The organism is Pantoea sp. M_10 (assembly GCF_008631515.1).
Taxonomy (GTDB): Bacteria; Pseudomonadota; Gammaproteobacteria; order Enterobacterales; family Enterobacteriaceae; genus Pantoea; species Pantoea anthophila.
The window spans coordinates 1-25,297 of record NZ_VWUL01000003.1 but is presented as its reverse complement, the minus strand read 5'-3'; the positions used below and the strand labels follow the sequence as shown (position 1 = coordinate 25,297).

Here is a 25,297-nt window from a genome sequence, read left to right as displayed (position 1 = left end):
CATGTCACCTGCTGAGCGCCTGTATCACCGGATAATGGTGGGGTTACTTTTTCTCCTGCTGGCCCTGCCGCTGGCGGCCACGCTGCTCTATGCGATCGCCTCTGACTGGAGTAATACCATTCTGCCGCAGGGCTATAGCCTGAAGTGGTTCATCCAGCTCTGGAGTGACCCGCGTTTTCTGACGGCGCTGGGCCATTCCCTGCTGATTTGCTTTGGTGCGCTGCTCTTTTCGCTGCTGCTGGTGCTGCCTGCCATGTTTGTAATCGCTTACTACTATCCACGGCTGGATGCGGTGATGAACATTCTGATCCTGATGCCCTTCGCCGTGCCGCCAGTGGTCTCGTCAGTGGGTTTGCTGCAGCTCTACTCTTCCTCCCCGCTGATGCTGACCGGCACACCCTGGATACTGATTGGCTGTTATTTCACCATCGCGCTGCCCTTTATCTATCGGGCGCTGGCGAACAATATGCAGGCCATCAACCTGAAAGAGCTGATCGACGCCGCGCAGTTGCTGGGTGCCAGCACCTGGCAGGCGGCACTCTGGGTGGTGCTGCCCAACCTGCGCAAAGGGATGCTGATTGCGGTCCTGCTCTCCTTCTCTTTTCTGATTGGCGAATTTGTCTTTGCCAACCTGCTGGTCGGCAACCGCTATGAAACCCTGCAGGTCTATCTTTACAACATGCGCAACGGCAGCGGTCACTTCACCAGCGCGCTGGTGATCTCCTATTTCTTTGTGGTGCTGCTGGTCACCTGGCTGGCTAACGCCCTGAATCCCGAACGAGGCTGAGTATGAGTTATCTTGAGGTCAGATCGCTGAATAAACGCTATGGGCCCACCCCCATTTTCGAGGAGATCGATTTCAGCGCGGCAGAAGGTGAGTTTGTTACCCTGCTCGGCCCCAGCGGCTGCGGTAAATCGACGCTGCTGCGCTGCCTGGCCGGTTTAACCGGCGTCGACAGCGGCGAAATCCGACTGGCCGGTCACGATATTGTGCCGCTGGCGCCGCAGAAGCGCGCTATCGGTATGGTGTTCCAGAGCTACGCACTCTTTCCCAACATGACGGTAGAGAAAAACGTCGCGTTTGGCCTGAAGATGCAGAAGCTGCCCGACGCAGAGATCCGCCAGCGGGTGCCGGAGGTGCTGGAGCTGGTGGAACTCAGCGACTATGCGCGCCGTTATCCGCATCAGCTGTCGGGCGGACAGTGTCAGCGCGTGGCACTGGCGCGCTCGCTGGTGACGCGTCCGCGTCTGCTGCTGCTGGATGAGCCACTGTCGGCGCTGGATGCGCGAATCCGTCGCCATCTGCGCGATCAAATCCGCCGCATCCAGCGCGAGCTGAACCTCACAACCCTTTTCGTCACTCACGATCAGGAGGAGGCGCTGACGCTCTCCGATCGTATTGTGCTGATGAACCGGGGTAAAATCGTGCAGAACGGCGATGCAGAAGCGCTCTACACCCAGCCGGCTGACCTCTTCGCCGCCGGGTTTATCGGTAACTACAACCTGCTCAGCGCTGAGCAGGCGACGCGGCTGACCGGCCAGCCTTTTCACAGCCAGGTGGCGATTCGTCCGGAATCGATGCAGTTCACGGCGCAGGGCCAGGGCATTCCTGCGGTTATCCTCAGCCACAGCCTGCTGGGCAACGTCATCCGCTACCGTATCCGGGCGCAGGATGTGGAACTTTCGGTGGATGTGCTTAACCGATCGGCGGCGGATTTGCATCCCGCTGGCAGTCAGATTGGTCTACAATTAGCGATGTCGACTTTGCGCCAGGTGGCTTAAAACACAGGAAAAAATCAGGCAAAGCACGGCAATCCCTTTTCACAGATTGCTCTCTCCGTCAGGCTGGCAGTCTGTGCTTTAAGCCTGACTCTGGAGGAGCAACCCCTCGTGTTAACGCTGCTTAATTTACTCTCCGCTGTGGCCCTGCTGGTCTGGGGCACGCATATCGTCCGCACCGGCATCATGCGGGTTTACGGCGCCGATCTGCGCCGCGTCCTCAGCCGCAGCATAGAAAAGAAACCGATGGCCTTTCTGGCGGGCATTGGTGTGACCACGCTGGTGCAGAGCAGCAATGCCACCACCCTGCTGGTCACCTCCTTTGTGGCGCAGAATCTGGTCAGCCTGACCCCCGCGCTAGTGGTGATCCTGGGGGCGGATGTCGGCACCGCGATCATGGCGCGTATCCTGACGTTTGATCTCTCCTGGCTCTCGCCGCTGTTTATCTTTTTTGGCGTGGTCTTCTTTCTCAGCCGTAAGCAGACCCGAGCCGGACAGCTAGGCCGGGCCAGTATCGGACTGGGTCTGATCCTGCTGGCACTGCAGCTGATTGTTGAAGCCGCCCGCCCGATTACCCAGGCCGCCGGGGTCCAGGTGCTCTTCTCCAGCCTGACCGGCGATGTGATGCTCGATGCCCTGCTGGGCGCGGTCTTCGCCATTATCAGTTACTCCAGCCTGGCTGCGGTGCTGATCACCGCCACGCTGACCGCCACCGGGGTGATCTCTTTTAAGGTGGCGCTCTGTCTGGTGATTGGTGCCAACCTGGGCAGCGGCCTGCTGGCCCTGATCAACGCCAGCGGCTCCAATGCGGCGGGCAAGCGTGTGGCGCTCGGCAGCCTGCTGTTTAAGCTGATCGGCTGCGTGGTGATCCTGCCCTTTGTCGATATCGTGGCGACATGGCTGGATAAGCTGCCGGTGAACGATGAGGAGCTGGTGATCTTCTTCCACGTCTTCTACAACCTGGTTCGCTGCGTGGCGATGGTGCCCTTTGCTGACCTGATGGCGCGCCTCTGCCGTCGTCTCATCGCCGACGATGTTGATACCACTCTGCAGCTGAAACCGAAGCATCTGGACCGCAGCGCGCTGGATACCCCGGCGCTCGCCCTGGTGAATGCCGCCCGCGAGGCGCTGCGCATGGGCGACGTGCTGGAGCAGATGCTGGAGGCGTTTAATAAGGTGATGCATGGGGAATCGCGCGAGGAGCGCACGGTGCGGCGGCTGGATGATGATGTCGATGTGCTCTACACCGCCATCAAACTCTATCTGGCGCGGATGCCGAAAGAGGATCTGCCGGAAGAGGATTCGCGACGCTGGGGGGAAATCATTGAGATGTCGCTCAATCTGGAGCAGGCCGGCGACATCATTGAACGGATGAGCGGCGATGTGGCGGATAAGTCGCTGGCGGCGGGCCGCGCCTTCTCAGCCGAGGGACTGAAAGAGCTGGAAGGCCTGCAGGAGCTGCTGATTAGCAACCTCAGAATGAGTCTGTCGGTGTTTCTGTCGCACGATGTCACCAGTGCCAAACGGCTGCGCCGCGCGAAACATCGTTTCCGTCTGATGATTCGCCGCTACTCGCACGCGCACGTTGACCGCCTGCATCAGCAGAACGTGCAGAGTATTGAGACCAGTTCGCTGCACCTCGGTTTGCTCGGTGACATGAAGCGTCTCAACTCACTGTTCTGCAGCGTCGCCTATACCGTGCTGGAGCAGCCCGACGATGAGCGTGATTATGAATAAGCGCGCAGAGGAGGGAAACCTCTGCGCGCCATCGGTGTTACGGCTTCTTGATCGGCTTTCCGGACCAGTAGCCCGCCAGCAGTGAACCTGACAGGTTGTGCCACACCGAGAACAGCGCGCCCGGCAGGGCCGCCAGCGGCGAGAAGTAGAGCTTGCCCAGCGTCGCCGCCAGACCGGAATTCTGCATCCCGACCTCCAGCGCCAGCGTGCGGCAGGTTGACTCATCAAAGCCAAACAGCTTGCCTCCCCAGTAACCGCCCAGCAGACCAATGGCGTTATGCAGGATCACAGCGGCGATCACCATCAGGCCCACCGATCCGATAAAGCTCTGACTGCCCGCCACGACTGCGCTGATGATCAGCAGAATACAGATCATTGAAAACGCAGGCAGCCAGGGCTCGACCCGGCGAACCACGCTGTTCATGCTGTGATGAATGATCAGCCCGAGGCTGATCGGGATCACCACGATTTTCACGATGCTCAGCAGCATTCCCACCACATCCACCTGAATATGGGTGTCCACATAAAAGCGGGTCAGCAGCGGCGTGGCGAATACGCCCACCAGCGCCGAGACGGAGGAGATCGTGACCGACAGCGCCACATCCCCCTTCGCCAGATAGATCATCACGTTGCTGGCAGTGCCGCTGGCGACGCTGCCGACCAGAATCATCCCCGCAGCGAGATCGGGCGGCATATGGAACAGTTTTGCCAGCGCCCAGGCAGCTAACGGCATCACCAGATAGTGCAGAAAGGTACCGGCAATTACGGGTGCGGGGCGGGTCAGCACCCGTTTAAAATCGTCAATATTGAGCGTCACGCCCATGCCAAACATGATCAGCATCAGCAGATACGTGACCCACGGCCCGATGCCAAGAAACGTTCCGGGCGAGTAATACGCGGCGACAGATAACAGCACGGCCCAGAGCGGGAACAGGCGGGTTAAAGTGGCGAGCATGGCCAGACTTCCTTATAAGAGTGTTGTGTTTTATGCAGAGTTGCCCCTGAAGCACGCCATACAGGAACGACTGCTGACGCGGGCGGGATCATAACATTTCGTTATCACGACGTAAGGCGAAGATGCGGCGAGGCGGGAAAATGCGGATCGACTGCTGCCGATCCGCTGCAAATCGACGAAATTACGCTGCTTTATCCTCTAAACTGCGGAAGATCACACCACCCACCACACCACCGATAACCGGCATCAGCCAGAACATCCACAGTTGTGAGAGTGCCCAGTCCCCCTGGAACAGGGCCACTGCCGTGCTGCGAGCCGGGTTAACCGAGGTGTTGGTCACCGGAATCGTCACCAGATGAATCAGGGTTAACGCCAGGCCAATCGCAATTGGCGCAAAGCCTTTCGGCGCGCGTTCGCTGGTCGCCCCCATGATGACGATCAGGAAGATGGCGGTCATCACGACTTCGCTGATCATGCCCGCCTGCAGGCTGAAGCCACCCGGCGAATGCGTGCCGTAGCCGTTCGCCGCGAAGCCGCTGGCGGCGGCACTGAACTCGCTTCTGCCGCTGGCGATCAGCCAGAGCACCGCACCCGCCGCAATGCCACCCGCCAGCTGCGCGAGGATGTAAGGGATAGCCTGCGCCGCGGGAAAACGTCCGCCTGCCACCAGGCCCAGGGTGACCGCCGGGTTAAAATGACCGCCTGAAATGTGTCCGACCGCATAGGCCATGACCAGCACGCTCAACCCGAACGCCAGCGCCACGCCCAGAAAGCCAATGCCCAGCTGCGGAAACGCGGCAGACAGCACGGCACTCCCGCAACCGCCCGCCACCAGCACAAAGGTGCCCAGCGCTTCTGCGATTAACCTTTTCATGATATTTCCTGTGATTGGGTGAATGGATTTTGCGGCGGGATTATAAAACTGCGCAGGCTGATCGCAACGCAAGTACATGAAATGGCGGGATAAAAGGGTTGCCATTTGGCAACAGGAAATAATAACCCTTTGTAAAGAGGGGATTTATCCGGGATGAGGTAACGCGGGGAAAACCGGCCAGTGTGATCCGGCCGGACGCTTTCTCAGGCCGCGCTGAAGCGGCCTGAGAAAACAGAGAGGCTTACTCGAACAGATTGCGGTGCAGCGTACGCACCACGCTTTCTGCATCGTTGCCCGGCACCAGGAAGCAGAGGTTGTAGCTGCTGGCACCGTAGCAAATCATGCGCAGGTTGAACGGGTCGAGCACACCAAACACCTCTTTGCCAACGCCGCAGGCTTTAGAGAGCTGGTTGCCGATAATCGCCACCAGCGCCAGATCTTCTTCTACTTCTACCCGGCAGAGCGACGAGAGTTCCGTCAGCAGCGCCTGGGTCAGCAGGCTGGCACTGGTAGAGGTGGAGCCGGTGGTGTCGAGCGTCAGCGCCACGCTCACTTCCGAGGTGGTGATCAGATCGACCGAGACGTTGTGGCGCGCCAGAATGTTGAACAGTTCGGCGAGGAAACCAAACGTATGCAGCATGTTGAGGCTGTGCAGCGTTAACAGCGTCTGCTTGCGGCGCAACGCCAGCGCCCGGAACAGCGGCGGGTTGCGGGTTTCGTTGCAGACGCGGGTTCCTCCCGCGGCCGGATCCTTGCTGGAGCCGACAAAGACCGGGATACCGCGGCGTACGGCGGGCAGCAGCGTGGCCGGATGCAGGACTTTCGCGCCAAACGTCGCCATTTCAGCGGCTTCTTCAAAGGTGATTTCATCAATACGCTTCGCGGTCGGCACCACGCGCGGATCGGTGGTGTAGATACCCGGCACATCGGTCCAGATATCCACGCGCGCCGCGTGAAGGGCTTCGCCGAGCAGCGCTGCGGTGTAATCACTGCCGCCACGGCCTAACGTGGTGGTGCGTCCTTCACTTTCACTGCCGATGAAGCCCTGGGTCACAACCAGCGCCTGCGCGATGCGCGGCTGCAGCTGCTCCGTCGCCTGCGTTGCCAGCACGTCGACGTCCGGTACAGCCCGGCCAAAGCGATCGTCGGTGCGCAGCACTCTGCGAACGTCAAACCACTCCGCATTGACCTGGCGTTCACGCAGAATTTCAACAAACAGCAGGGAGGACATCAGCTCGCCGTGACTGACCAGTTCATCGGTCAGGGCACTTGAGGTGGCCAGCGAAGCGGCTTCGGAGAGCATACTGATATTGTCGATCATCCGATCGATTTCATCGCGGATCACATCCGGACGCTGCAGACGATCCACAATGGCATACTGGATACGGCGGATATCATCGAGCAGAACGGCACGCTGGGCAGCGGGCTGGCCTTCAGCCAGCGAAACCAGCAGATTGGTGATGCCCGCCGAGGCGGAAAGCACCACCAGACGGGTGCTCGCATCCTGCAGCACCACATCAGCGCTGCGATTCATCGCTTCAAAATCAGCGACGCTGGTGCCGCCAAATTTTGCCACAATCAGTGTTTGAGACATGTAGTAGAACCTCGTGTCAGGTTATCTTGTTCCCGCCATTGAGAAAGGGGTCGGGAAACATTCTTTCAGCCAGGCACAAGGAAAGAGCAGAAACGGGCAGACCAGATCGGGTAGACGAGTCACCCAGAAGCGCCCCACCTTGCGAAACGTCGACTGCACGTTTCTGGTGACAACCCAGAGGATTCAGCCCCTGTAGCCGACAGGCAACACACCGCGTGCTGACCCACCTCGGCGTCGCTCCCCATCATGTGTTTTCGCCGGATACGGTTCCTCCAACACACTGCCTGGGCGACGCGCCTCTTCTGGCTTGCGCACAGGTGCGCAAGTAGGCGCATACATTTAGCCTTTTCTGGCCCTGCTGTCAATGTCAGCATGGCTGGCGCGCCGCATCAGAAAACAAATCTGCCTGCGCCACAGCGTCTAGAGTGCTGGGTGGGTTCAGTCCGACGCGCCCTTTTTTCTGCGAAGCTTAATGGGTTCAGCCGTTGCATTCATTCCTGATTCGGCACAACGTTTTGTACGGCCTTTCGCGTCACACTCGGTCGGACGTTGTCACTGCCCTCTCCGGCTGTTCGCGCCAGTGAATGCTGGCGACAGGATGGGGGCTTTCCGCTCCCCAGCCCGGAGCGCGCTGACAAAATTTTTCCTTTCAGTTACAACTGTGGTCATACTGAAACGCTAAACGGGGTCGATGTGACCCGATGGGATGACGGTTCTTTTTATCAACAAGAGTGTTGCCATGAAAAATATCAATCCGACACAAACCGCAGCCTGGAAAGCGCTGCAACAGCATTTTGAGCAGATGAAATCGGTGGAAATTGCCGATCTGTTTGCTGAGGATGCCGATCGTTTTGCCAAATTCTCTGCCACCTTTGATGATCAGATGCTGGTGGATTTCTCCAAAAACCGCATCATCCAGGAAACCCTCGATAAGTTACAGGCGCTGGCCAGAGAGACCGATCTCAGCGGTGCCATTAAGTCTATGTTCTCGGGTGAGAAGATTAACCGGACCGAAGATCGTGCGGTGCTGCACGTCGCGCTGCGTAACCGCAGCAACACCCCGATTCTGGTGGATGGCAAAGATGTGATGCCGGAAGTGAACGCGGTGCTGGATAAGATGAAAGGCTTCTCCGAACGTATCATCAGCGGCGAGTGGAAAGGCTATACCGGTAAAGCGATTACGGACGTGGTAAACATCGGTATCGGCGGCTCCGACCTTGGCCCGTTCATGGTGACTGAGGCGCTGCGCCCGTATAAAAACCACCTGAACATGCACTTTGTTTCTAACGTTGACGGCACCCACATCGCCGAAACGCTGAAAGATCTCAGCCCGGAAACCACCCTGTTCCTGGTCGCATCGAAGACCTTTACCACGCAGGAAACCATGACCAACGCCCACAGTGCGCGTGACTGGTTCCTGAAAACGGCTGGCGATCAGCAGCACGTGGCGAAACACTTTGCGGCGCTCTCCACCAACGCCAAAGCGGTGGGCGAGTTTGGCATCGACACCAACAACATGTTTGAATTCTGGGACTGGGTCGGCGGTCGCTATTCGCTCTGGTCTGCCATCGGCCTGTCGATCATTCTCTCTATCGGTTTCGATAACTTCGAGCAGCTGCTGAGCGGCGCACACGCCATGGATCAGCACTTTGCCTCGACGCCTGCTGAACAGAACCTGCCGGTGCTGCTGGCGCTGATTGGTATCTGGTACAACAACTTCTTTGGTGCCGAAACCGAAGCGATCCTGCCTTATGACCAGTACATGCACCGCTTTGCGGCCTATTTCCAGCAGGGAAATATGGAGTCAAACGGCAAGTATGTGGATCGCGACGGTCACCCGGTGGACTACCAGACCGGTCCTATTATCTGGGGCGAACCGGGCACCAACGGTCAGCATGCGTTCTATCAGCTGATCCATCAGGGAACCAAGCTGGTGCCGTGCGACTTTATTGCACCCGCCATCAGCCATAACGCCCTCGCCGACCACCATCCGAAGCTGCTTTCCAACTTCTTTGCGCAGACCGAAGCGCTGGCCTTTGGTAAGTCACGCGACGTCGTGGAGAAAGAGTTTACGGATGCCGGTAAATCCGCAGAGTCCGTGGCCCATATCGTGCCGTTCAAAGTCTTTGAAGGTAACCGCCCGACCAACTCTATCCTGCTGCGTGAGATTACCCCATTCAGCCTGGGTGCGCTGATTGCCCTGTATGAACATAAAATCTTCACTCAGGGTGCCATCCTGAATATCTTCACCTTCGATCAGTGGGGTGTGGAATTAGGGAAGCAACTGGCGAACCGCATTCTGCCGGAACTGGAAAATGATGAACAGATTACCAGTCATGACAGTTCCACTAATGCCTTAATTAATCGCTACAAGTCCTGGCGTTAATCGGCTTTAAATTAATCAGGCGGCACATTTGCCGCCTTTTTTGTCTCTGTTTACGCCCTGTCTGGCGCTTTATGGATATACAGACCGTCACTGGCGCGGGAAAATTCCGAAAGTCACCTAAGACAATTCTGAACATTGCCGGAGCATACCCGCCAACACCCAGTATAAAATGGACCTGAAAAGTGTCGTTACCCTGGGTTAACCCTTGATTCATAATCCTATTTAATTTTAGCAATCCTGAGTAAATTCTGATTATTCTTATTCCGTACCAGATATTAATAAAAGAGAACATTACGCTTTGCAATTCTTTAACCCGCAGCGAAATATCTGGCATCAGGCCGAAATATTCCGATATAAAAGGCGGTTATCTCCAATCTGACTGATTAAATCACGCCATCACCTCCTTCGCCGCCCTGGTTTTTATAGCGCTGAACTCTGATATTTTGTTGCCCTATAATGAACGCGCCCGCAATGGGACTGCCTGTCGCTCTGGTCATAGCTTGTCTGTATAGCCAGGGTCGTCAGGCGGAGATCCTTCATTCACTCAATGCAGGAAACGTTGTTATGAAAAAAACTATGGTTGCCGGTGCAGCCCTGATCCTCGTTGCCGCCTCATCCAGCGCCTTTGCCGCGCCGGAAGAAGCGGGTTCCGCAGCTGGCGCGCAGGCGGGAGCAATCTCGTCCGGCACGTCGACCGCTGTCGGTATCGGTGCGCTGGGCGCGCTGGTCGGGATCGGGATCGCCGCTTCTGGCGGTGGTGACGGTGCAAATACCGGTACAACAACCACAACCACGACGAGCACAACTCGTTGATGGAAACCCGAAACGCGTCTGATTGCTGACCGGTGACTCACGGGCAACGCTGACGTTTTAGCGACGCCACGCAGTCCGCCGTTTTGCCGCCAGACGTAACGGGCAGAGCACCTTTAAACATAACCACACGTCTGTGTGGTTATTTTTACTTTGGCATGACTTATCAGGGACACACAGTGCGCCAACTTCCTCTGCTGCTCGCTTGCCTGCTGCTGCAGGCCTGTACACAAACGCAAAAAGGTCTTGAACAGACCCTGCTGCTCGCGGTTAACGGTCCTGACGACGTCACCGTAACCGATCAACAGGTCAACAATCTGCCCTACGCCAGTCTCTATGCCCGGCTGAATGAGGGACCGCGTATTTTCGTGGTGCTGGGCTATAACGAGAATGGTCAGCAGAAATGGGTGACTCAGGATCAGGCGATGCTGGTCACACAGCATGGGCGCCTGGTAAAAACCCTGGGCTTACCGGATAACCTGCTGAGCGTCAGCAATCTGCAGCAGGACCCGCTGGCTGCCGCCCTTCACCTCAGCAATGGCGCAGGCTGGACCCGCATCGTGCAGTGGACCGAACAGGGCAAGGTTCGCGGCGCGACCGTGCGTTCTACCTTTGCGCGCGGCACCGATGAAGTCCTGACCCTCGCGGGCAACCGCATTCCCTGCCGCGTCTGGCATGAGCAGGTGAGCATCGACAGCAGTAACCGCACGTGGGAAAACACCTTCTGGATCGATAACAGCAGCGGCGATGTGGTGCAGGCCCATCAGATGCTGGCGGCAGATGCCTTCCCTGTAGACACCACTATTCTGAAGCCGGCGAAATCATGAAAAAAATAACATTTTTGCTGGCCGGGCTGAGCCTGCTCAGCAGCGCAGGCGCGCAGGCGACGGCGCAGGTGATTGTCCACGCACCGCATAATGGCGGTCAGGCTGAACTGAGCCAGATTGCCGATCTCGCCCAACTGGTGACGCTTCCTCCGCTGCAGGCGAACACGGACTGGCGTCGTACTTTTATTGCCGAGCGCGGTGCCAGCGCCGTGGCACAGCAGCACTATCAGCAGACGCTGGGCGAGCTGCGCGCGTGGCGTGCCGACAGCAGTGGCGACCGGGCGGCGGCCATTGATGAGGTGATCCGCCAGCTGAGTGCGATCAGGGTAACAGGCCGCCAGTTTACCTCGCTCGACCCGGACTGGATCCGTCTGCATCCGGCAGATAACCGTCGTCTGGAAGGCAGCTATGACCTCTGGCTGCAAACCCCGTCCGATTCCGTGCTGCTGCTCGGCGCGCTGAGTGGGGCAGGCAAAGTGAGCTGGCAACCGGGAAAATCCGTACGTGACTATCTTGCGGGGCATTCGTTACTTTCCGGGGCAGAACGCAATTTTGTTACGGTGATTGCTCCGTCGGGTGCCACGCAGCAGGTGCCGGTAGCGTACTGGAATCATCGCCATGTGGAAGTGGAGCCAGGCAGCATTATCTGGCTCGGCTTTTCATCGTGGAGCCTGCCAGGTGCCTATGAAGATCTCAACGATCGCCTCCTCTCCGTACTGACTCACCGGATACCAGACTGATGAAAAAACGTTATCTCTTCAGCCTGCTGGCTGTTTCCGTGGCGGCAGCCTGTCAGGCGCAGGCTGACACCTGGCCTGCGCCGGTGGGACCTTCACAATCTGATTTTGGCGGCGTGGGCCTGATGCAGGTGCCGACCGCGCGCATGGCCAGAGAGGGGGAGTTCAGCCTCAATGCCCGCGACAACGATCAGTATCGCTATTACTCCGCATCGCTGCAGCTCTTCCCGTGGCTGGAGACGACCGTGCGTTACACCGACGTGCGTACCCGCCAGTACAGTGCGGTCTCTGAATTCAGCGGCACGCAGAGCTATAAAGATAAAGCCTTCGACCTGAAACTGCGTCTGTGGCAGGAAGGATTCTGGCTGCCGGAAGTGGCGGTCGGCACCCGCGATCTCGGCGGCACGGGCCTGTTCGACAGCGAATATCTGGTGGCGACCAAGGCCTGGGGGCCGTTCGACTTTACGTTCGGTCTCGGCTGGGGCTATCTCGGCAACAGCGGCACGGTGAAGAACCCCTTCTGTTCCTACAGCGACAGCTACTGTCAGCGTCCACGGGTCGGTGAAGCGGGTTCCATCAACGGCTCGCAGATGTTCCACGGTCCGACGGCGCTGTTTGGCGGTATTGAGTATCAGACCCCCTGGCAGCCGCTGCGCCTTAAAATGGAGTATGAGGGCAACGACTATCAGAATGACTTTGCTGGCCGTCTGGAGCAGCGCAGCAAGCTGAACGTCGGGGCGATTTACCGTGTGACCGACTGGGCGGATATCAACGCCAGCTACGAACGCGGCAACACCTTTATGTTTGGTGTTACCCTGCGCACGAACTTTAACGATCTGCGCCAGGCGCACATCGACAGCGAGAAGCCCGCCTACAATCCGCAGCCGCAGCCGCGTCTGCTGGAGCCGACCGTGGTGGGGAATCAGCTTACCGACCTGAAATATAACGCCGGTCTCGATGGCCCGCGTATTCAGACACAGGGGCATACGCTCTATGTCTCCGGTGAGCAGACCAAATATCGCGATACCCGCGAAGGCGTCGATCGTGCTAACCGCATCATCATGAATCATCTGCCGGACGGCATCGACACCATCAATGTCACCGAGTCGCGCTTTAATATGCCGCAGGTCACCACGGAAACGCAGGTCGCCAGCCTGCGTAACGATCTGCAAGGCTATCCGCTGGGCCATGAGCAGCCGCTGCAGCAGACGCGCAAAGATCCAGTCGATCCGGGCACTACTGAGCAGGGGATGTTTATCCGCAAAGATCGCCTGAACTACAGCCTGTCACCGGTGCTGAATCAGTCGGTGGGCGGCCCGGAGAGTTTCTACATGTATCAGGTCGGCGTGATGGGTAACGTCGATTACTGGCTGACCGACCACCTGCTGGTGGGGGGCAGTCTGTTTGGCAACCTCGCCAACAACTACGATAAGTTCAACTATAACGGCGCACCGGCCGACTCATCGCTGCCGCGCGTGCGTACCCACATCCGCGACTACGTCGAGAATAACGTCTACGTTAACGATCTGCAGGCCAACTATATGGGCCACCTCGGTAACGGCTTCTATGGTCAGGTCTACGGCGGTTATCTGGAGACGATGTATGGCGGCGTGGGCGGCGAGGTGCTCTATCGTCCGGTCGATGCGAACTGGGCGGTGGGCGTCGATGCCAACTACGTCCGGCAGCGTGACTGGGACAACATGATGCAGTTCAACCGCTATAAAGCCTCAACCGGCAACCTGACCGGCTACTGGCGTCCGTGGTTTATGCAGGATGTGCTGGTGAAAGCCAGCGTCGGTCAGTATCTGGCGAAAGATAAAGGCGTGACGGTTGATGTGTCCAAGCGCTTTGACAGCGGTGTGATGGTGGGAGTGTATGCCACGAAAACCAACGTCTCCTCGGAAGAGTATGGCGAGGGTGACTTCACCAAAGGCTTCTATATCTCCGTGCCGATGGATCTGTTCACCGTGACGCCAACACGCGGTCGCGCGCAGGTTAACTGGGTGCCGCTGACGCGTGATGGCGGTCAGATGCTGGGTCGTAAATACCAGCTGTATGATCTGACGTCCGATCGCGACGCGCGCTTTAACTAAGCAGAGGCGGCCTCAGGGCCGTTTCATGCGGTTAACTGGAAGCAGGCTCAGGGAGCATACGCCCTACGTAAAGACGCAAAGATGCCATCCATGGCAGCTCAACGCGGGCCATCCGTGGCCCGCGATGCTTTACTCCAGGCGTATGCTCCCATCGCTTTGACGTCGGCACGCGTTTCAGGAAATCACCTGTATGCATGGACTGGCTGACAAGCCCGGTCAGGGAGACTCTCAGCAATGAAGAAGCCTGATGCACAGGAAATAGGGACAGAAGAGGAAAGCGTCCCGCGCCAGGGACGGCGCGGGCCGAGCGGCCAGGGACTGGCTTTAGCGCCTTTCCGATCTGTCCGTGTTTCCTGTGCTGGCTCGATATAACAGCTTATCCCTCTTCAGGCGGCCTCCCGGCCGCTTTTTTACTCCTCGTCATAGCCAAGATGCGGTGCCAGCCAGCGTTCCACTTCGCTGACCGACATGCCTTTGCGTGCCGCATAATCCTCCACCTGGTCACGCTGGATCTGCGCCACGGCGAAATATCGACTGTCAGGATGGCTGAAGTACCAGCCAGCGACGGCGGCGCCCGGCCACATGGCATAGGATTCGGTGAGCGTCATGCCGATCTGTTCCTCCACCCCCAGCAGCGTCCAGATGGCCGCTTTTTCGGTGTGATCCGGGCAGGCCGGATAGCCTGGCGCCGGTCGTATCCCCTGATAACGCTCGCGAATCAGCTCGTCATTGCTGAGATTTTCATTGGGGGCGAAGCCCCAGATCACCTTACGCACCCGCTCATGCAGATATTCGGCAAACGCCTCCGCCAGACGGTCCGCCAGCGCCTTCACCATAATCTTGTTGTAGTCGTCATGCTGCAGGTCATATGCCGCCGCCAGCGCATCCTCTTCCAGCCCACCGGTCACCGCGAAAGCGCCAAGATAATCCGCTTTTCCCGTTGATTTGGGTGCCACGAAATCGGCCAGGCAGTAGTTTGCAAAGTCGGCTTTCTCTGTCTGCTGACGTAAGTGATGACTCACACACAAAACTTCATCGCGCCGCTCATCGCTATAGAGATGGATATCATCACCGACCCGGTTAGCCGGGAAAATACCGATCACGCCCCGCGGTGTCAGCAGCGACTGCTCACTTAATCTGTCGAGCATCGCACTGGCATCGGCAAACAGACGCTGTGCCTCTTCACCCACCACCTCATCTTCCAGAATGCGGGGATATTTGCCCGCCAGCGACCAGGTCATAAAGAACGGCGTCCAGTCGATATAGTGGCGCAGCGTGTCGATACTGGCCTCTACCTGGCTGACGCCGGGGCGATGCGGCACCGGTGGCGTGTAGTTTTCCCACGCGATCAGGCTGGCGTTATCGCGCGCAGCCTGCAGCGACACCGGCGGCGTGCGCGGTTTTTTGCGTGCGTGCTGGATGCGCACGGTTTCATACTCCCGTCGGGTCCGGGCAATAAAATCGGCTTTCAGCGTGTCAGAGAGCAGCGATGACACCACGCCGACGGTGCGTGAAGCGTTCTGCACGTAAACCGTCGGACCGCTGTAGTGCTGCTCGATTTTGACGGCGGTATGCGCCTTTGAGGTAGTCGCGCCGCCTATCAGCAGCGGCAGCGTAAAGCCCTGACGCTCCATCTCCTTCGCCATGTTAACCATCTCATCCAGCGACGGCGTGATCAGGCCCGACAAGCCGATGATATCCGCATCGACTTCCCGCGCGGTTTTCAGGATCTTCTCCCCTGGCACCATCACGCCCAGGTCGATAATTTCGTAGTTATTGCACTGCAGCACCACGCCAACAATATTCTTGCCGATGTCATGCACATCCCCTTTCACCGTGGCCAGCACGATTTTGCCGTTGCTGCGCCCGGCCTCTTTACTGGCCTCGATAAAGGGTTCCAGATACACCACCGCCTGTTTCATGACGCGTGCCGATTTCACCACCTGCGGCAAAAACATTTTGCCTTCGCCGAACAGGTCGCCGACCACATTCATGCCCGCCATCAGCGGCCCTTCAATAACCTCTATCGGGCGGGACACCTGCTGGCGCGCCTCTTCGGTATCCTGCTCAATAAACTCCGTTATTCCTTTAACCAGCGAATATTCCAGCCGCTTAGCTACCGCCCAGCCGCGCCACTCCGCCAGCTGTTTCTCCTGCGCGCCGTCACTTTTGCCGCCACGGTACGTTTCCGCCAGCGCCAGCAGCCGCTCGGTGCCCTCTTCGCGCCGGTTGAGGATCACATCTTCGACGGCATCACGCAGTTCAGCGGGCAGATCGTCATAGATAGCCAGCTGGCCAGCGTTGACAATCCCCATCCCCATGCCGTTGCGGATAGCGTGATAGAGGAACACGGCGTGGATCGCTTCGCGAACCGGTTCGTTGCCGCGAAAAGAAAATGAGACGTTGGAGACGCCGCCCGAGATCATCGCATGGGGCAGTTCACGCCGGATATCTTCGCACGCCCCGATAAAGTCCATCGCGTAGTTGTTGTGCTCCTCTATGCCGGTCGCCACGGCAAAGATATTGGGGTCAAAGATGATATCTTCCGGCGGGAAACCGACTTCCTGTGTGAGGATCTGATAAGCCCGGCGGCAGATCGCGATCTTACGGGCGCGGGTATCCGCCTGCCCCACTTCATCAAAGGCCATCACCACCATGGCAGCGCCGTAGCGCCGCACCTGACGGGCATGATGGATAAAGGCCGCCTCGCCCTCCTTCATCGAAATCGAGTTAACGATTCCTTTGCCCTGAATGCACTGTAACCCTTTTTCAATCACCGCCCATTTCGAAGAGTCGATCATCACCGGCACGCGGGCGATATCGGGTTCGCCCGCAATCAGATTCAGAAAACGCACCATCGCCGCTTCGGCGTCGAGCATCCCTTCGTCCATATTGATGTCGATAATCTGCGCGCCGCTCTGCACCTGCTGCAACGCGACGTCCAGCGCCTCGTGATATTTCTCTTCTTTAATCAGTCTTTTAAATTTTGCCGAGCCGGTGACGTTGGTGCGCTCCCCGACGTTGACAAACAGTGATTCGGCGCTGATGTTAAGCGGCTCCAGACCGGAGAGACGACAGGCCACCGGAATAGCCGGTGGCTTCCGCGGTGCGACGCCTTCAACAGCGGCGGCCATGGCGGCAATATGCTGCGGCGTCGTGCCACAGCAGCCGCCAATAATATTCAGGAAGCCGGCACGGGCCCATTCCCCCATCTGCCGGGCCATCACTTCCGCATCGAGATCATATTCGCCAAACGCATTGGGCAGACCCGCGTTGGGGTGCGCGCTGACGTAGCCCTCAGCGATGCGCGACAGCTCCGCCACATACTGACGCAGCTCATCCGGGCCGAGCGCACAGTTCAGACCAAAAGAGAGGGGTTCTGCATGACGCAGAGCGTTATAAAAGGCTTCGGTGGTCTGGCCGGAGAGCGTCCGCCCGGAGGCATCGGTAATCGTCCCGGAGATCATCAGCGGCAGCGTCACGCCCAGCGCCTCCATCTCGCTCTGCACCGCATAGACCGCGGCTTTCGCATTCAGCGTGTCGAACACCGTTTCAATCATTATGAGGTCAACACCGCCCTCCACCAGCGCGCGGGTCGACTCCCGGTATGCGTCCACCAGCTGACTGAAGGTGACGTTGCGGAAGGCGGGATCGTTTACATCGGGCGAGATAGAGCAGGTGCGGTTAGTCGGGCCCAGCACGCCCGCCACAAAGCGCGGACGATCCGGCGTTTTCGCCGTCCACGCATCGGCGCAGGATCGTGCCAGCCGGGCCGCTTCACGGTTAATTTCTGCCGAGAGGTTTTCCATGCGGTAATCTGCCATCGCAATCGACGTGGCATTGAAGGTGTTGGTTTCGAGGATGTCAGCGCCTGCGGCCAGATAGGCGTCGTGGATCTCGCGGATCACCGCCGGCTGACTCAGCACCAGCAGATCGTTGTTGCCTTTGAGATCGCAGGACCACTCGGCGAAGCGGCTGCCGCGAAAATCCGCCTCTTCCAGCCGGTAGCGCTGGATCAGGGTGCCCATGGCACCGTCCAGCACCATGATGCGTTGTGCGAGCTGCTGATATAACGCGTCGATTTTCGTGCTCACCGTTGCCCCACTCACGTCAGTCTGCTGGCGAAAAAGCCTGTTTTTCATTCTGGCACAAGCTTAACTGGCGACAAAGTCACCTTATCCGGGACGGATAACGATCGCGGGCAGAGAGGTCTGACCAGAAAAGCAGCGTTTGCAAACGTCACGATTAAAACGAAAATGATTTCCACAATGCAAAAGAGGAGTTTCCCATGGCAACGCCGGTTCCCGCTAAGCGCGGCAAAAAACCCCGTAGCACACCTGTCGCCGCACCTGCGGGCGGTCAGGTCCAGTCGCTGACGCGCGGACTGACCCTGCTGGAGCTGATTGCCGATTCACACGGCAGCGTGGCGCTGACCGAACTGGCCCAGCAGGCGGGCCTGCCAAACTCCACCACCCATCGCCTGCTCAGCACCATGCAGCAGCAGGGTTTTGTCCGTCAGGTGGGCGACCTGGGTCTGTGGACTATCGGCGCACACGCCTTTGTGGTCGGCAGCAGTTTTCTGCAAAGCCGTAACCTGCTGGCGCTGGTGCACCCGGTGCTGCGCAGGCTGATGGAACAGTCCGGCGAGACGGTCAATCTGGCGGTACTGGATCTCAGCGATCATCAGGCCGTGATCATCGATCAGGTGCAGTGTACGCAGCTGATGCGGATGTCCGCGCCGATTGGCGGCAAGCTGCCGATGCACGCCTCCGGTGCCGGCAAAGCGTTCCTGGCACATCTGGGCGATGAGCAGGTCACGGCGCTGTTGCATCAGAAGGGCTTGCACTACTACACCGCGAAGACGCTGATGTCGCCGCAGAGCCTGAAGGAGAATCTGGCACAGGTGCGCAAAGCGGGCTTTTCCTTTGACGATGAAGAGCATGCGCTGGGTCTGCGCTGTGTCGCCGCCCCCATCTATGACGAGCATGGCGACGCCTTTGCGGCGCTCTCCATCTCCGGCCCGATTGCCCGCATGACAGATGACCGCATTACTGAACTCGGCGCGCTGGTCATCCGCGAGGCGCGACAGGTTACGCTGGCGTACAGCGGTCGTTAACGGTTTCTGCCGCGTAGCAGACGCTGAAACGCTGTGTCTGCCGCCAGGCAATCACCTCTTCCACATGGCCCTGAGCGATGCGCTGCTGCTGAGCGCGCCACCAGCCGGGGTCAAAAAGCTCCGGATGCAGTTGCAGCAGCAAGGCGCCGGTCGCGGCTTCGCTGCATAACGCATAGCGGAAAGTCTCCGGAAACACATCGTCCGGTCCGACGCTGTACCAGGGCTCTGCGCTGAGTTCATCTTCCTCGTAACGCGCGCGCGGCACCTCCCGGAAGTTCAGTTCGAGCATCGGGCGGATCTCATCGTAGTCATAAAAAATGACCCGGCCATGGCGGGTGATGCCGAAGTTTTTAAACAGCATATCGCCGGGAAAGATATTGGCGGCCGCCAGCTGCCGGATGGCGTTGCCATACTCCTCAATTGCATGATGCCGCTCTGCCGCGCTGGCCTGCGCCAGATAGAGATTAAGCGGCTGCATCCGTCGCTCCAGCCACAGATGACGAATAATCAGACGGTCGCCCTGGATCTCCACTTTTTCTGCCGCACAGGCGTTCAGCTCAGCCAGCAGCGCCGGTGAGAAGCGCGCCAGCGGCAGCGCAAACTGCTCAAACTCCTGCGTATCGGCCATACGTCCCACGCGATCATGCTCTTTGACCTGCTGATAACAGGCGCGCACCTGCGCTTCCGTCACCTCTTTCTGTGGCGCGAAGCGATCCTTAATCACCTTAAACACCCGATCAAACCCCGGCAGCGTGAAAACCAGCATCACCATGCCGCGCACGCCAGGCGCGATCTCAAAGGCCGCATCACTCTCTGCCAGCGCCTGAAGATATTCACGGTAGCTTTCCGTTTTGCCATGTTTCTGGCAGCCAATTGCCCTGTACCGTTCCGCCAGGGTTTTGCCTGGCAGAATCGGTTGCAGCCAGGCGACCAGCGCAGCAGGCACCGGGGCATAGACCATGAAACAGGCGCGGGCGAACCCAAAGACAATGCTGGCGTCATTCACATCGGTGAGACAGGTGTCTATCCAGAGTTCGCCGGCGTCAGTGCGCTGAATTGGCAGCAGACAGGGAGCGATGCCGTCCGGCAGATGCAGGCGCGCCACCAGCCACGCGGTTTTGTTGCGATAAAAAAGCTCACTGCTGACCTCAAGCCAGCCCTGATCCAGATCGGCAAAGTGCGACGTCAGGTGACGGACAATCCAGCCGACATCCCGGGCGCGATGCTGCCACGGCAGGGTCAGTGGTAAATCGGCCAGAGCCTGATCCACCACGGCCCGCCAGCCTCTGTCCGGCAGATAACGTCGCGACAGGGGCCGCAAAGGGGTGACCGGCGTAGCCTGGGATTGAGAGCTGAAGATAAACAGGCGCTCCGGCTGCAGATCGGCATGGCCATGTAACCGGCAGTAGACGGAGTTAAAAAAGCTTTCGGCAATCTCATGCCGCGGGTAGCCGGGAAGCAGGCTCTGATAGTGTTCCTTGATCCGCAGCCAGAATGCCTGATCCCAGTCTGCCGCGCCGTTCAGCACCCGCAGCTGGTCAGCAACCAGAGAGACATGATGGTCGTAGAGGTGGATGCGAGCCTTCATGGCGTGCTGCACCGCCTGCCACTCCGCCTGTTCAAACCGCTGCTGCGCCCCGGCGGTGATATCCAGAAAGCGGCCATACTGCGCATCTGAACCCTGCAGAATCGTGAGGGCGATTAAAGATTCACGTGGCGGCATAATCAGCTCCGGCAAAGGCCCGCCCGCAGCATGCGGGCGGGAGATCCGTCAGGAAAGCGCGTCAGAACTGATGCTCTTCGGTCGAACCGGTCAGCGCCGTGACCGACGATTTACCGCCCTGAATGGTGGTGGTGACCTGATCGAAATAGCCGGTGCCAACCTCCTGCTGATGCGACGAGAAGCTGTAACCGCGATCGCGCGCCGCAAACTCAGGTTGCTGAACCTTTTCAACATAGTGTCGCATCCCTTCGCCCTGAGCATAGGCATGAGCCAGATCGAACATGTTGAACCACATACTGTGAATGCCTGCCAGCGTGATGAACTGAAAGCGATAACCCATGTCGCTGAGCGACTGCTGAAACGTCGCGATGGTGCTGTCGTCGAGATTCTTCTTCCAGTTGAACGACGGCGAACAGTTATAGGCCAGCAGCTTACCGGGAAAGCGCGCATGAATGGCGTCGGCAAAGCGTTGCGCCATCGCCAGGTCCGGCGTCGAGGTTTCACACCACAGGATGTCAGCATAGGGTGCATAGGCCAGACCGCGACTGATCGCCTGTTCTATCCCCGCATGGGTGCGAAAGAACCCTTCTGCCGTCCGGTCGCCCCGGATAAAGGGACGGTCGTATTCATCGCAGTCTGAAGTGATCAGGTCAGCGGCATCGGCATCGGTGCGGGCCAGCAGCAGGGTGGGCACCCCCATCACATCGGCGGCCAGCCGGGCCGCCACCAGTTTCTGAATCGCCTCCTGAGTCGGCACCAGCACCTTACCGCCCATATGGCCGCATTTTTTCACCGCAGCCAGCTGATCCTCGAAGTGAACCGCCGCGGCACCCGCCTGAATCATCGCCTTCATCAGTTCGAATGCGTTCAGCACGCCGCCAAAACCCGCTTCCGCATCGGCAACAATCGGCAGAAAGAAATCGGTGTACCGGCTGTCACCCGCTTCGATACCCGCGGACCACTGAATCTGATCGGCACGCTGAAAGGTCTGATTGATGCGCGTCACGACCTCCGGCACTGAGTTGACCGGATAGAGCGACTGATCGGGATACATCTGCCCGGCAACGTTGGCATCTGCCGCCACCTGCCAGCCAGAGAGATAGATCGCTTCAATGCCCGCTTTCGCCTGCTGGAGGGCCTGACCGCCGCTCAGCGCGCCCAGACTGTTGATGTAGCCCTTCTTTGCCTTGCCGTTCAGCAGTGCCCAGAGTTTCTCTGCACCGCGCTCCGCCAGCGTACAGGCGGGTTGTAATGAGCCGCGCAGATTAACCACCTCTGCTGCGCTGTACGGGCGGGTAATCCCCTGCCAGCGTGCGGTCTGCCAATCCTGTTCAAGTTGCTCGATTTGTTGAGTGCGTGTCATGGCAATAGCTCCTCTGTTCAGGGGATCAGGCGGTAGCCTGGCAGGGTAAGAAAGGAAACCAGTTCGCGTTCGGTGGTGATCTGCGCCATCAGCTGCGCCGCGTCGTGGTAGCGACCGCCGCTGAAACGGGATTCACCCAGCGTGTTTTGCAGCAGATGCAGCTCTTCGTTCAGCCAGCGCAGAAACAGTTCAGCGGTGACCGGCTGGCCGCTGTCCAGGATTTGCTGATGGCGAATCCACTGCCAGATAGAGGTGCGCGCAATCTCCGCCGTAGCGGCATCCTCCATCAGTCCATCAATCGGCACACAGCCGTTACCGCTAATCCAGGCCTCAAGGTATTGCAGCGCGACGCGGATGTTGGCACGCATACCCGCCTCGGTGCGTTGCCCTTCACAGGGCGCAAGTAACTGCTCTGCCGTGATCGGGGCGTCCGCTTCACGCATGACATGCAGCTGATTAGGCCGGTTGCCGAGAGTGGCATTGAAGACGGCCATCGCACTCTCTGCCAGGCCAGGATGCGCTATCCAGGTGCCGTCGTGCCCATTGCCCGCCTCACGCTGCTTATCTTCCGTTACGCGTTGCAATACCCAGGCATTGCGCACCGGATCTTTATGGGGAATGAGGGCCGACATCCCCCCCATCGCAAATGCCCCCCGGCGATGACAGGTTTTAATCAGCAGTCGCGAATAGGCATCCAGGAATGGCTGCGACATGGTCACCGACTGGCGATCCGGCAATATCCGATCCGGATGCTGTTGCAGGGTTTTGATATAGCTGAAGATGTAATCCCAGCGACCGCAGTTCAGGCCGACGATGTGATCGCGCAGATTCCACAGGATCTCATCCATCTGGAAGACCGCAGGCAGGGTCTCGATCAGCACCGTCGCTTTGATCGTTCCGCGCGGCAGATCGAACTGATCCTCGCTGAAACGAAAGATCTCACGCCACCAGGCGACCTCCTGCCAGTTTTCGGTTTTCGGCAGATAGAAGTAAGGGCCGCTGCCTTTCGCCAGTAAAGCGCGAACGTTGTGGAAAAAGTAGAGAGCGAAATCGAACAGGCCGCCCGGAATCGCCTTACCCTGCCAGCTGACATGTTTTTCTGACAGATGCAGACCGCGCACCCGGCACATCAGCACCGCCGGGTGGGCGTTCAACTGATAGATTTTGCCCTTGTCGCTGGTGTAACTCAGCGTCCCCTGCACCGCCTCGCGCAGCGTCAGCTGACCGTCAATTAGTTTTGACCACGCCGGGGAAAGCGAATCTTCAAAGTCAGCCATAAAGACGTTCACGTCAGCATTCAGCGCGTTGATCACCATTTTCCGATCGGGCGGCCCGGTGATCTCCACCCGGCGATCCGCTAAATCGGCCGGAATGGATCGAATATGCCATTCACTTTCTCTTATGGAAGCGGTTTCCATATCGAAGTCTGGCAGCGTGCCATGGTCATAGCGTTGTTGTCGCCGCTGACGGTCGAGTAACAGTGCTTCGCGTTGCGGCGCAAAGCGTGTCACCAGAGCCTCTAAAAACGAGATGGCTTCAGAGGTAAACAGGCTCTCTGCTCCCTGGTTCAGGGGCTGGCTGAAGGTCAGGGTATGGCTGATCACGGAATCTGTCATGCTGGCGCTCTCCTGTATTCAAAAGATCGAATGCAGCGGATCCACTCGCTGTTTGTTTTGTGAGCTACAGATCCAGAGCATAAGCATTTATTTTCTTAAATCAAAAACTATTTCCATTTTTATATTTAAACGGCGATATCCCTCTGTTTCAGAACGGATTAAAGTTTTATTTTTTAAAGGAATGCTTTTCATCTGGCTTTTTACAGGCGAAAAAAAACCGTGCTGCCATCGGCTAACACGGTTCAGTTGAAGATTAAGCGGGACTATTCCAGCGTCGGATTCATGTGACGCAGATCGAACGGCGTGATCTGATAGACGTAGTAGTTGAGCCAGTTCGAAAACAGCAGATTGCCGTGGCTGCGCCAGGTGGCCCGCGGTGGCAGCGCCGGATTATTTTGCGGGAAATAGTTATAAGGAATCTCCGGTTTCACGCCCGCTTCATAATCGCGATGGTACTCACCGGCCAGGGTCAGGGCATCATACTCCGGGTGACCGGTAACAAAGACCAGTCGCTTGTCCCTGCTCGCCATCAGATACGCACCGGTTTGTTCCGATTCAGCAAACAGCTCAAGATCGGTGTAATCCGTGATCAGCTGGGTAGGAAAATCAGCATAGCGTGAGTGCGGAGCCAGGAAGTTATCATCAAAACCCCGGGTCAGTAACGCGTGCGGATGCAGTATCTGATGCTCATAGACGCCAGACAGTTTGTTCTGTCGGGTTTGTTTCGGAATACCATAGAGAATATTCAGCGCAGCCTGCACTGCCCAGCAGACAAACAGGGTCGAGGTAACATGCTCATTTGCCCAGTGCAGCACGCGCTGAATCTGTGGCCAGTAAGCGACATCGTTAAAATCAACCAGTCCGAGCGGCGCACCTGTCACGATTAAGCCATCGTAGTTGTCGTGCTGAATATCTTCGAAATTGCAGTAGAAGTTGTTGAGGTGCTCGCTGGGGGTGTTGCGTGACTCACGGCTGTCGATACGCAGCAGCTGAATATCGATCTGTAAGGGTGAGTTGGACAGCAGACGCAGAAACTGATTTTCCGTTTCGATCTTCTTCGGCATCAGATTCAGTACCAGCACTTTAAGCGGACGGATCTCCTGAACACTGGCGCGCGATGATGTCATGACAAAGACATTTTCATCACGCAAAAAATTTACTGCCGGTAATTCGTCGGGAACCCTGATTGGCATAACCTGCTCACCTCATACAACCGTATAAACGTTTAGACATCTGGATGCCCAACATTAGCCTGATTGGGGTGAGTTGTCGAGGTTTCATGCAGAAAATGAAAATGTTTCAGCTTAAACTGGCAAACAGCAGACGTAAAAAAGCCCCGCACGTCGGTGCGGGGCTTCTTCACTTATATAATGCCTGGCAGTTCCCTACTCTCGCATGGGGAGGCCCCACACTACCATCGGCGCTACGGCGTTTCACTTCTGAGTTCGGCATGGGGTCAGGTGGGACCACCGCGCTAAAGCCGCCAGGCAAATCTTGGTGCACGAAACGAAAAAATCTTCGCTTCTGCTTATTCTTTATCCGTCACAAACTGAAAATCGTGTCTCTCAAAAACGCCTCTGGCGTTGTAAGGTTAAGCCTCACGGGTCATTAGTACCGGTTAGCTCAACGCATCGCTGCGCTTACACATCCGGCCTATCAACGTCGTCGTCTTCAACGTCCCTTCAGG

The 25,297-nt window shown here is 58.0% G+C and carries 17 protein-coding genes, 2 rRNA genes and 1 riboswitch; of the genes, 9 read left to right on the top strand and 10 right to left on the bottom strand.

The features are described 5' to 3' along the window. The first annotated feature begins 1 nt into the window (after window position 1). The 3 genes from F3I47_RS09930 to F3I47_RS09920 all read left to right on the top strand — a co-directional run bounded on the left by F3I47_RS09930 (window position 2) and on the right by F3I47_RS09920 (window position 3,516). A complete protein-coding gene (locus tag F3I47_RS09930; RefSeq protein WP_140028707.1) occupies window positions 2-787 on the top strand; it encodes an ABC transporter permease in 786 nt (261 codons plus the stop codon). Between the two features lie 2 nt (window positions 788-789). Next, window positions 790-1,782: an ABC transporter ATP-binding protein gene (locus tag F3I47_RS09925; protein ID WP_046101005.1), complete on the top strand. Its 993-nt coding sequence runs from the start codon at window positions 790-792 to the stop codon at window positions 1,780-1,782. A 108-nt stretch (window positions 1,783-1,890) separates the two neighbouring features. Next, window positions 1,891-3,516 (top strand): Na/Pi cotransporter family protein, encoded by a 1,626-nt coding sequence (locus F3I47_RS09920; RefSeq protein ID WP_111208883.1) that lies wholly within the window; start codon window positions 1,891-1,893, stop codon window positions 3,514-3,516. 37 nt (window positions 3,517-3,553) lie between these two features. On the opposite strand, the gene panS is transcribed toward F3I47_RS09920, so the two are convergent. The 3 genes from panS to lysC all read right to left on the bottom strand — a co-directional run bounded on the left by panS (window position 3,554) and on the right by lysC (window position 6,939). After that, on the bottom strand, window positions 3,554-4,471 hold the full coding sequence (gene panS / locus F3I47_RS09915; RefSeq protein WP_009092628.1) for a ketopantoate/pantoate/pantothenate transporter PanS: 918 nt from the start codon (window positions 4,469-4,471) through the stop codon (window positions 3,554-3,556). 181 nt (window positions 4,472-4,652) lie between these two features. After that, entirely contained in the window at window positions 4,653-5,348 is a 696-nt protein-coding gene (gene aqpZ, locus F3I47_RS09910; protein WP_190311312.1) for an aquaporin Z, read from the bottom strand. Window positions 5,349-5,586: 238 nt separating this feature from the next. Then, window positions 5,587-6,939: a lysine-sensitive aspartokinase 3 gene (gene lysC, locus F3I47_RS09905; protein ID WP_009092631.1), complete on the bottom strand. Its 1,353-nt coding sequence runs from the start codon at window positions 6,937-6,939 to the stop codon at window positions 5,587-5,589. Between the two features lie 119 nt (window positions 6,940-7,058). Beyond that, window positions 7,059-7,249: riboswitch (Lysine riboswitch) on the bottom strand. Window positions 7,250-7,678: 429 nt separating this feature from the next. Between lysC and pgi the strand changes: the two genes are divergently transcribed. The 5 genes from pgi to F3I47_RS09880 all read left to right on the top strand — a co-directional run bounded on the left by pgi (window position 7,679) and on the right by F3I47_RS09880 (window position 13,792). Further along, window positions 7,679-9,325 carry a glucose-6-phosphate isomerase gene (gene pgi / locus F3I47_RS09900; protein ID WP_150028770.1) on the top strand — a complete coding sequence of 549 codons (1,647 nt, stop codon included), beginning with the start codon at window positions 7,679-7,681 and terminating at the stop codon, window positions 9,323-9,325. Between the two features lie 564 nt (window positions 9,326-9,889). Then, window positions 9,890-10,138, top strand: coding sequence for an exopolysaccharide production protein YjbE (yjbE, locus tag F3I47_RS09895; protein WP_009092634.1), 249 nt, complete (start codon window positions 9,890-9,892; stop codon window positions 10,136-10,138). A gap of 176 nt (window positions 10,139-10,314) precedes the next feature. Continuing rightward, window positions 10,315-10,962 (top strand): YjbF family lipoprotein, encoded by a 648-nt coding sequence (locus F3I47_RS09890; RefSeq protein ID WP_046101001.1) that lies wholly within the window; start codon window positions 10,315-10,317, stop codon window positions 10,960-10,962. Then, window positions 10,959-11,702 carry a capsule biosynthesis GfcC family protein gene (locus F3I47_RS09885; protein ID WP_009092636.1) on the top strand — a complete coding sequence of 248 codons (744 nt, stop codon included), beginning with the start codon at window positions 10,959-10,961 and terminating at the stop codon, window positions 11,700-11,702. Before F3I47_RS09890 ends, F3I47_RS09885 begins: the two co-directional genes overlap by 4 nt. Further along, window positions 11,702-13,792: a YjbH domain-containing protein gene (locus tag F3I47_RS09880; protein ID WP_046100999.1), complete on the top strand. Its 2,091-nt coding sequence runs from the start codon at window positions 11,702-11,704 to the stop codon at window positions 13,790-13,792. The genes F3I47_RS09885 and F3I47_RS09880 overlap by 1 nt, the downstream gene beginning before the upstream one ends. Before the next feature lie 410 nt (window positions 13,793-14,202). Here the strand turns inward: F3I47_RS09880 and metH are convergent, their stop codons facing one another. Further along, a complete protein-coding gene (gene metH, locus F3I47_RS09875) occupies window positions 14,203-17,886 on the bottom strand; it encodes a methionine synthase (protein WP_150028784.1) in 3,684 nt (1,227 codons plus the stop codon). Window positions 17,887-18,080: 194 nt separating this feature from the next. On the opposite strand from metH, the gene iclR reads away from it, so the two are divergent. Further along, entirely contained in the window at window positions 18,081-18,908 is an 828-nt protein-coding gene (gene iclR / locus F3I47_RS09870; RefSeq protein ID WP_046100998.1) for a glyoxylate bypass operon transcriptional repressor IclR, read from the top strand. On the opposite strand, the gene aceK is transcribed toward iclR, so the two are convergent. The 6 genes from aceK to F3I47_RS09840 all read right to left on the bottom strand — a co-directional run. Beyond that, entirely contained in the window at window positions 18,883-20,631 is a 1,749-nt protein-coding gene (aceK, locus tag F3I47_RS09865) for a bifunctional isocitrate dehydrogenase kinase/phosphatase (RefSeq protein WP_150028771.1), read from the bottom strand. The two genes, iclR and aceK, sit on opposite strands and share 26 nt — an antisense overlap. A gap of 61 nt (window positions 20,632-20,692) precedes the next feature. Further along, entirely contained in the window at window positions 20,693-21,994 is a 1,302-nt protein-coding gene (gene aceA, locus F3I47_RS09860) for an isocitrate lyase (protein ID WP_150028772.1), read from the bottom strand. Window positions 21,995-22,011: 17 nt separating this feature from the next. Continuing rightward, window positions 22,012-23,610: a malate synthase A gene (gene aceB / locus F3I47_RS09855; protein WP_150028773.1), complete on the bottom strand. Its 1,599-nt coding sequence runs from the start codon at window positions 23,608-23,610 to the stop codon at window positions 22,012-22,014. Window positions 23,611-23,873: 263 nt separating this feature from the next. Then, window positions 23,874-24,803 carry a homoserine O-succinyltransferase gene (metA, locus tag F3I47_RS09850; protein ID WP_009092644.1) on the bottom strand — a complete coding sequence of 310 codons (930 nt, stop codon included), beginning with the start codon at window positions 24,801-24,803 and terminating at the stop codon, window positions 23,874-23,876. A gap of 179 nt (window positions 24,804-24,982) precedes the next feature. Then, window positions 24,983-25,098, bottom strand: a 5S ribosomal RNA gene (rrf, locus tag F3I47_RS09845). Window positions 25,099-25,197: 99 nt separating this feature from the next. Beyond that, window positions 25,198-25,297: ribosomal RNA gene (locus F3I47_RS09840) — 23S ribosomal RNA — on the bottom strand; the annotation flags it as partial.

Excerpts from the sequence above, each read along its gene's own strand:
- lysC (WP_009092631.1), bottom strand. The coding sequence starts at position 6,939 with ATGTCTCAAACACTGATTGTGGCAAAATTTGGCGGCACCAGCGTCGCT.
- F3I47_RS09880 (WP_046100999.1), top strand. The coding sequence starts at position 11,702 with ATGAAAAAACGTTATCTCTTCAGCCTGCTGGCTGTTTCCGTGGCGGCA.
- F3I47_RS09930 (WP_140028707.1), top strand. The coding sequence starts at position 2 with ATGTCACCTGCTGAGCGCCTGTATCACCGGATAATGGTGGGGTTACTT.
- yjbE (WP_009092634.1), top strand. The coding sequence starts at position 9,890 with ATGAAAAAAACTATGGTTGCCGGTGCAGCCCTGATCCTCGTTGCCGCC.
- iclR (WP_046100998.1), top strand. The coding sequence starts at position 18,081 with ATGGCAACGCCGGTTCCCGCTAAGCGCGGCAAAAAACCCCGTAGCACA.
- aceK (WP_150028771.1), bottom strand. The coding sequence starts at position 20,631 with ATGCCGCCACGTGAATCTTTAATCGCCCTCACGATTCTGCAGGGTTCA.
- pgi (WP_150028770.1), top strand. The coding sequence starts at position 7,679 with ATGAAAAATATCAATCCGACACAAACCGCAGCCTGGAAAGCGCTGCAA.
- F3I47_RS09885 (WP_009092636.1), top strand. The coding sequence starts at position 10,959 with ATGAAAAAAATAACATTTTTGCTGGCCGGGCTGAGCCTGCTCAGCAGC.
- metA (WP_009092644.1), bottom strand. The coding sequence starts at position 24,803 with ATGCCAATCAGGGTTCCCGACGAATTACCGGCAGTAAATTTTTTGCGT.
- aceB (WP_150028773.1), bottom strand. The coding sequence starts at position 23,610 with ATGACAGATTCCGTGATCAGCCATACCCTGACCTTCAGCCAGCCCCTG.
- aceA (WP_150028772.1), bottom strand. The coding sequence starts at position 21,994 with ATGACACGCACTCAACAAATCGAGCAACTTGAACAGGATTGGCAGACC.
- panS (WP_009092628.1), bottom strand. The coding sequence starts at position 4,471 with ATGCTCGCCACTTTAACCCGCCTGTTCCCGCTCTGGGCCGTGCTGTTA.
- F3I47_RS09925 (WP_046101005.1), top strand. The coding sequence starts at position 790 with ATGAGTTATCTTGAGGTCAGATCGCTGAATAAACGCTATGGGCCCACC.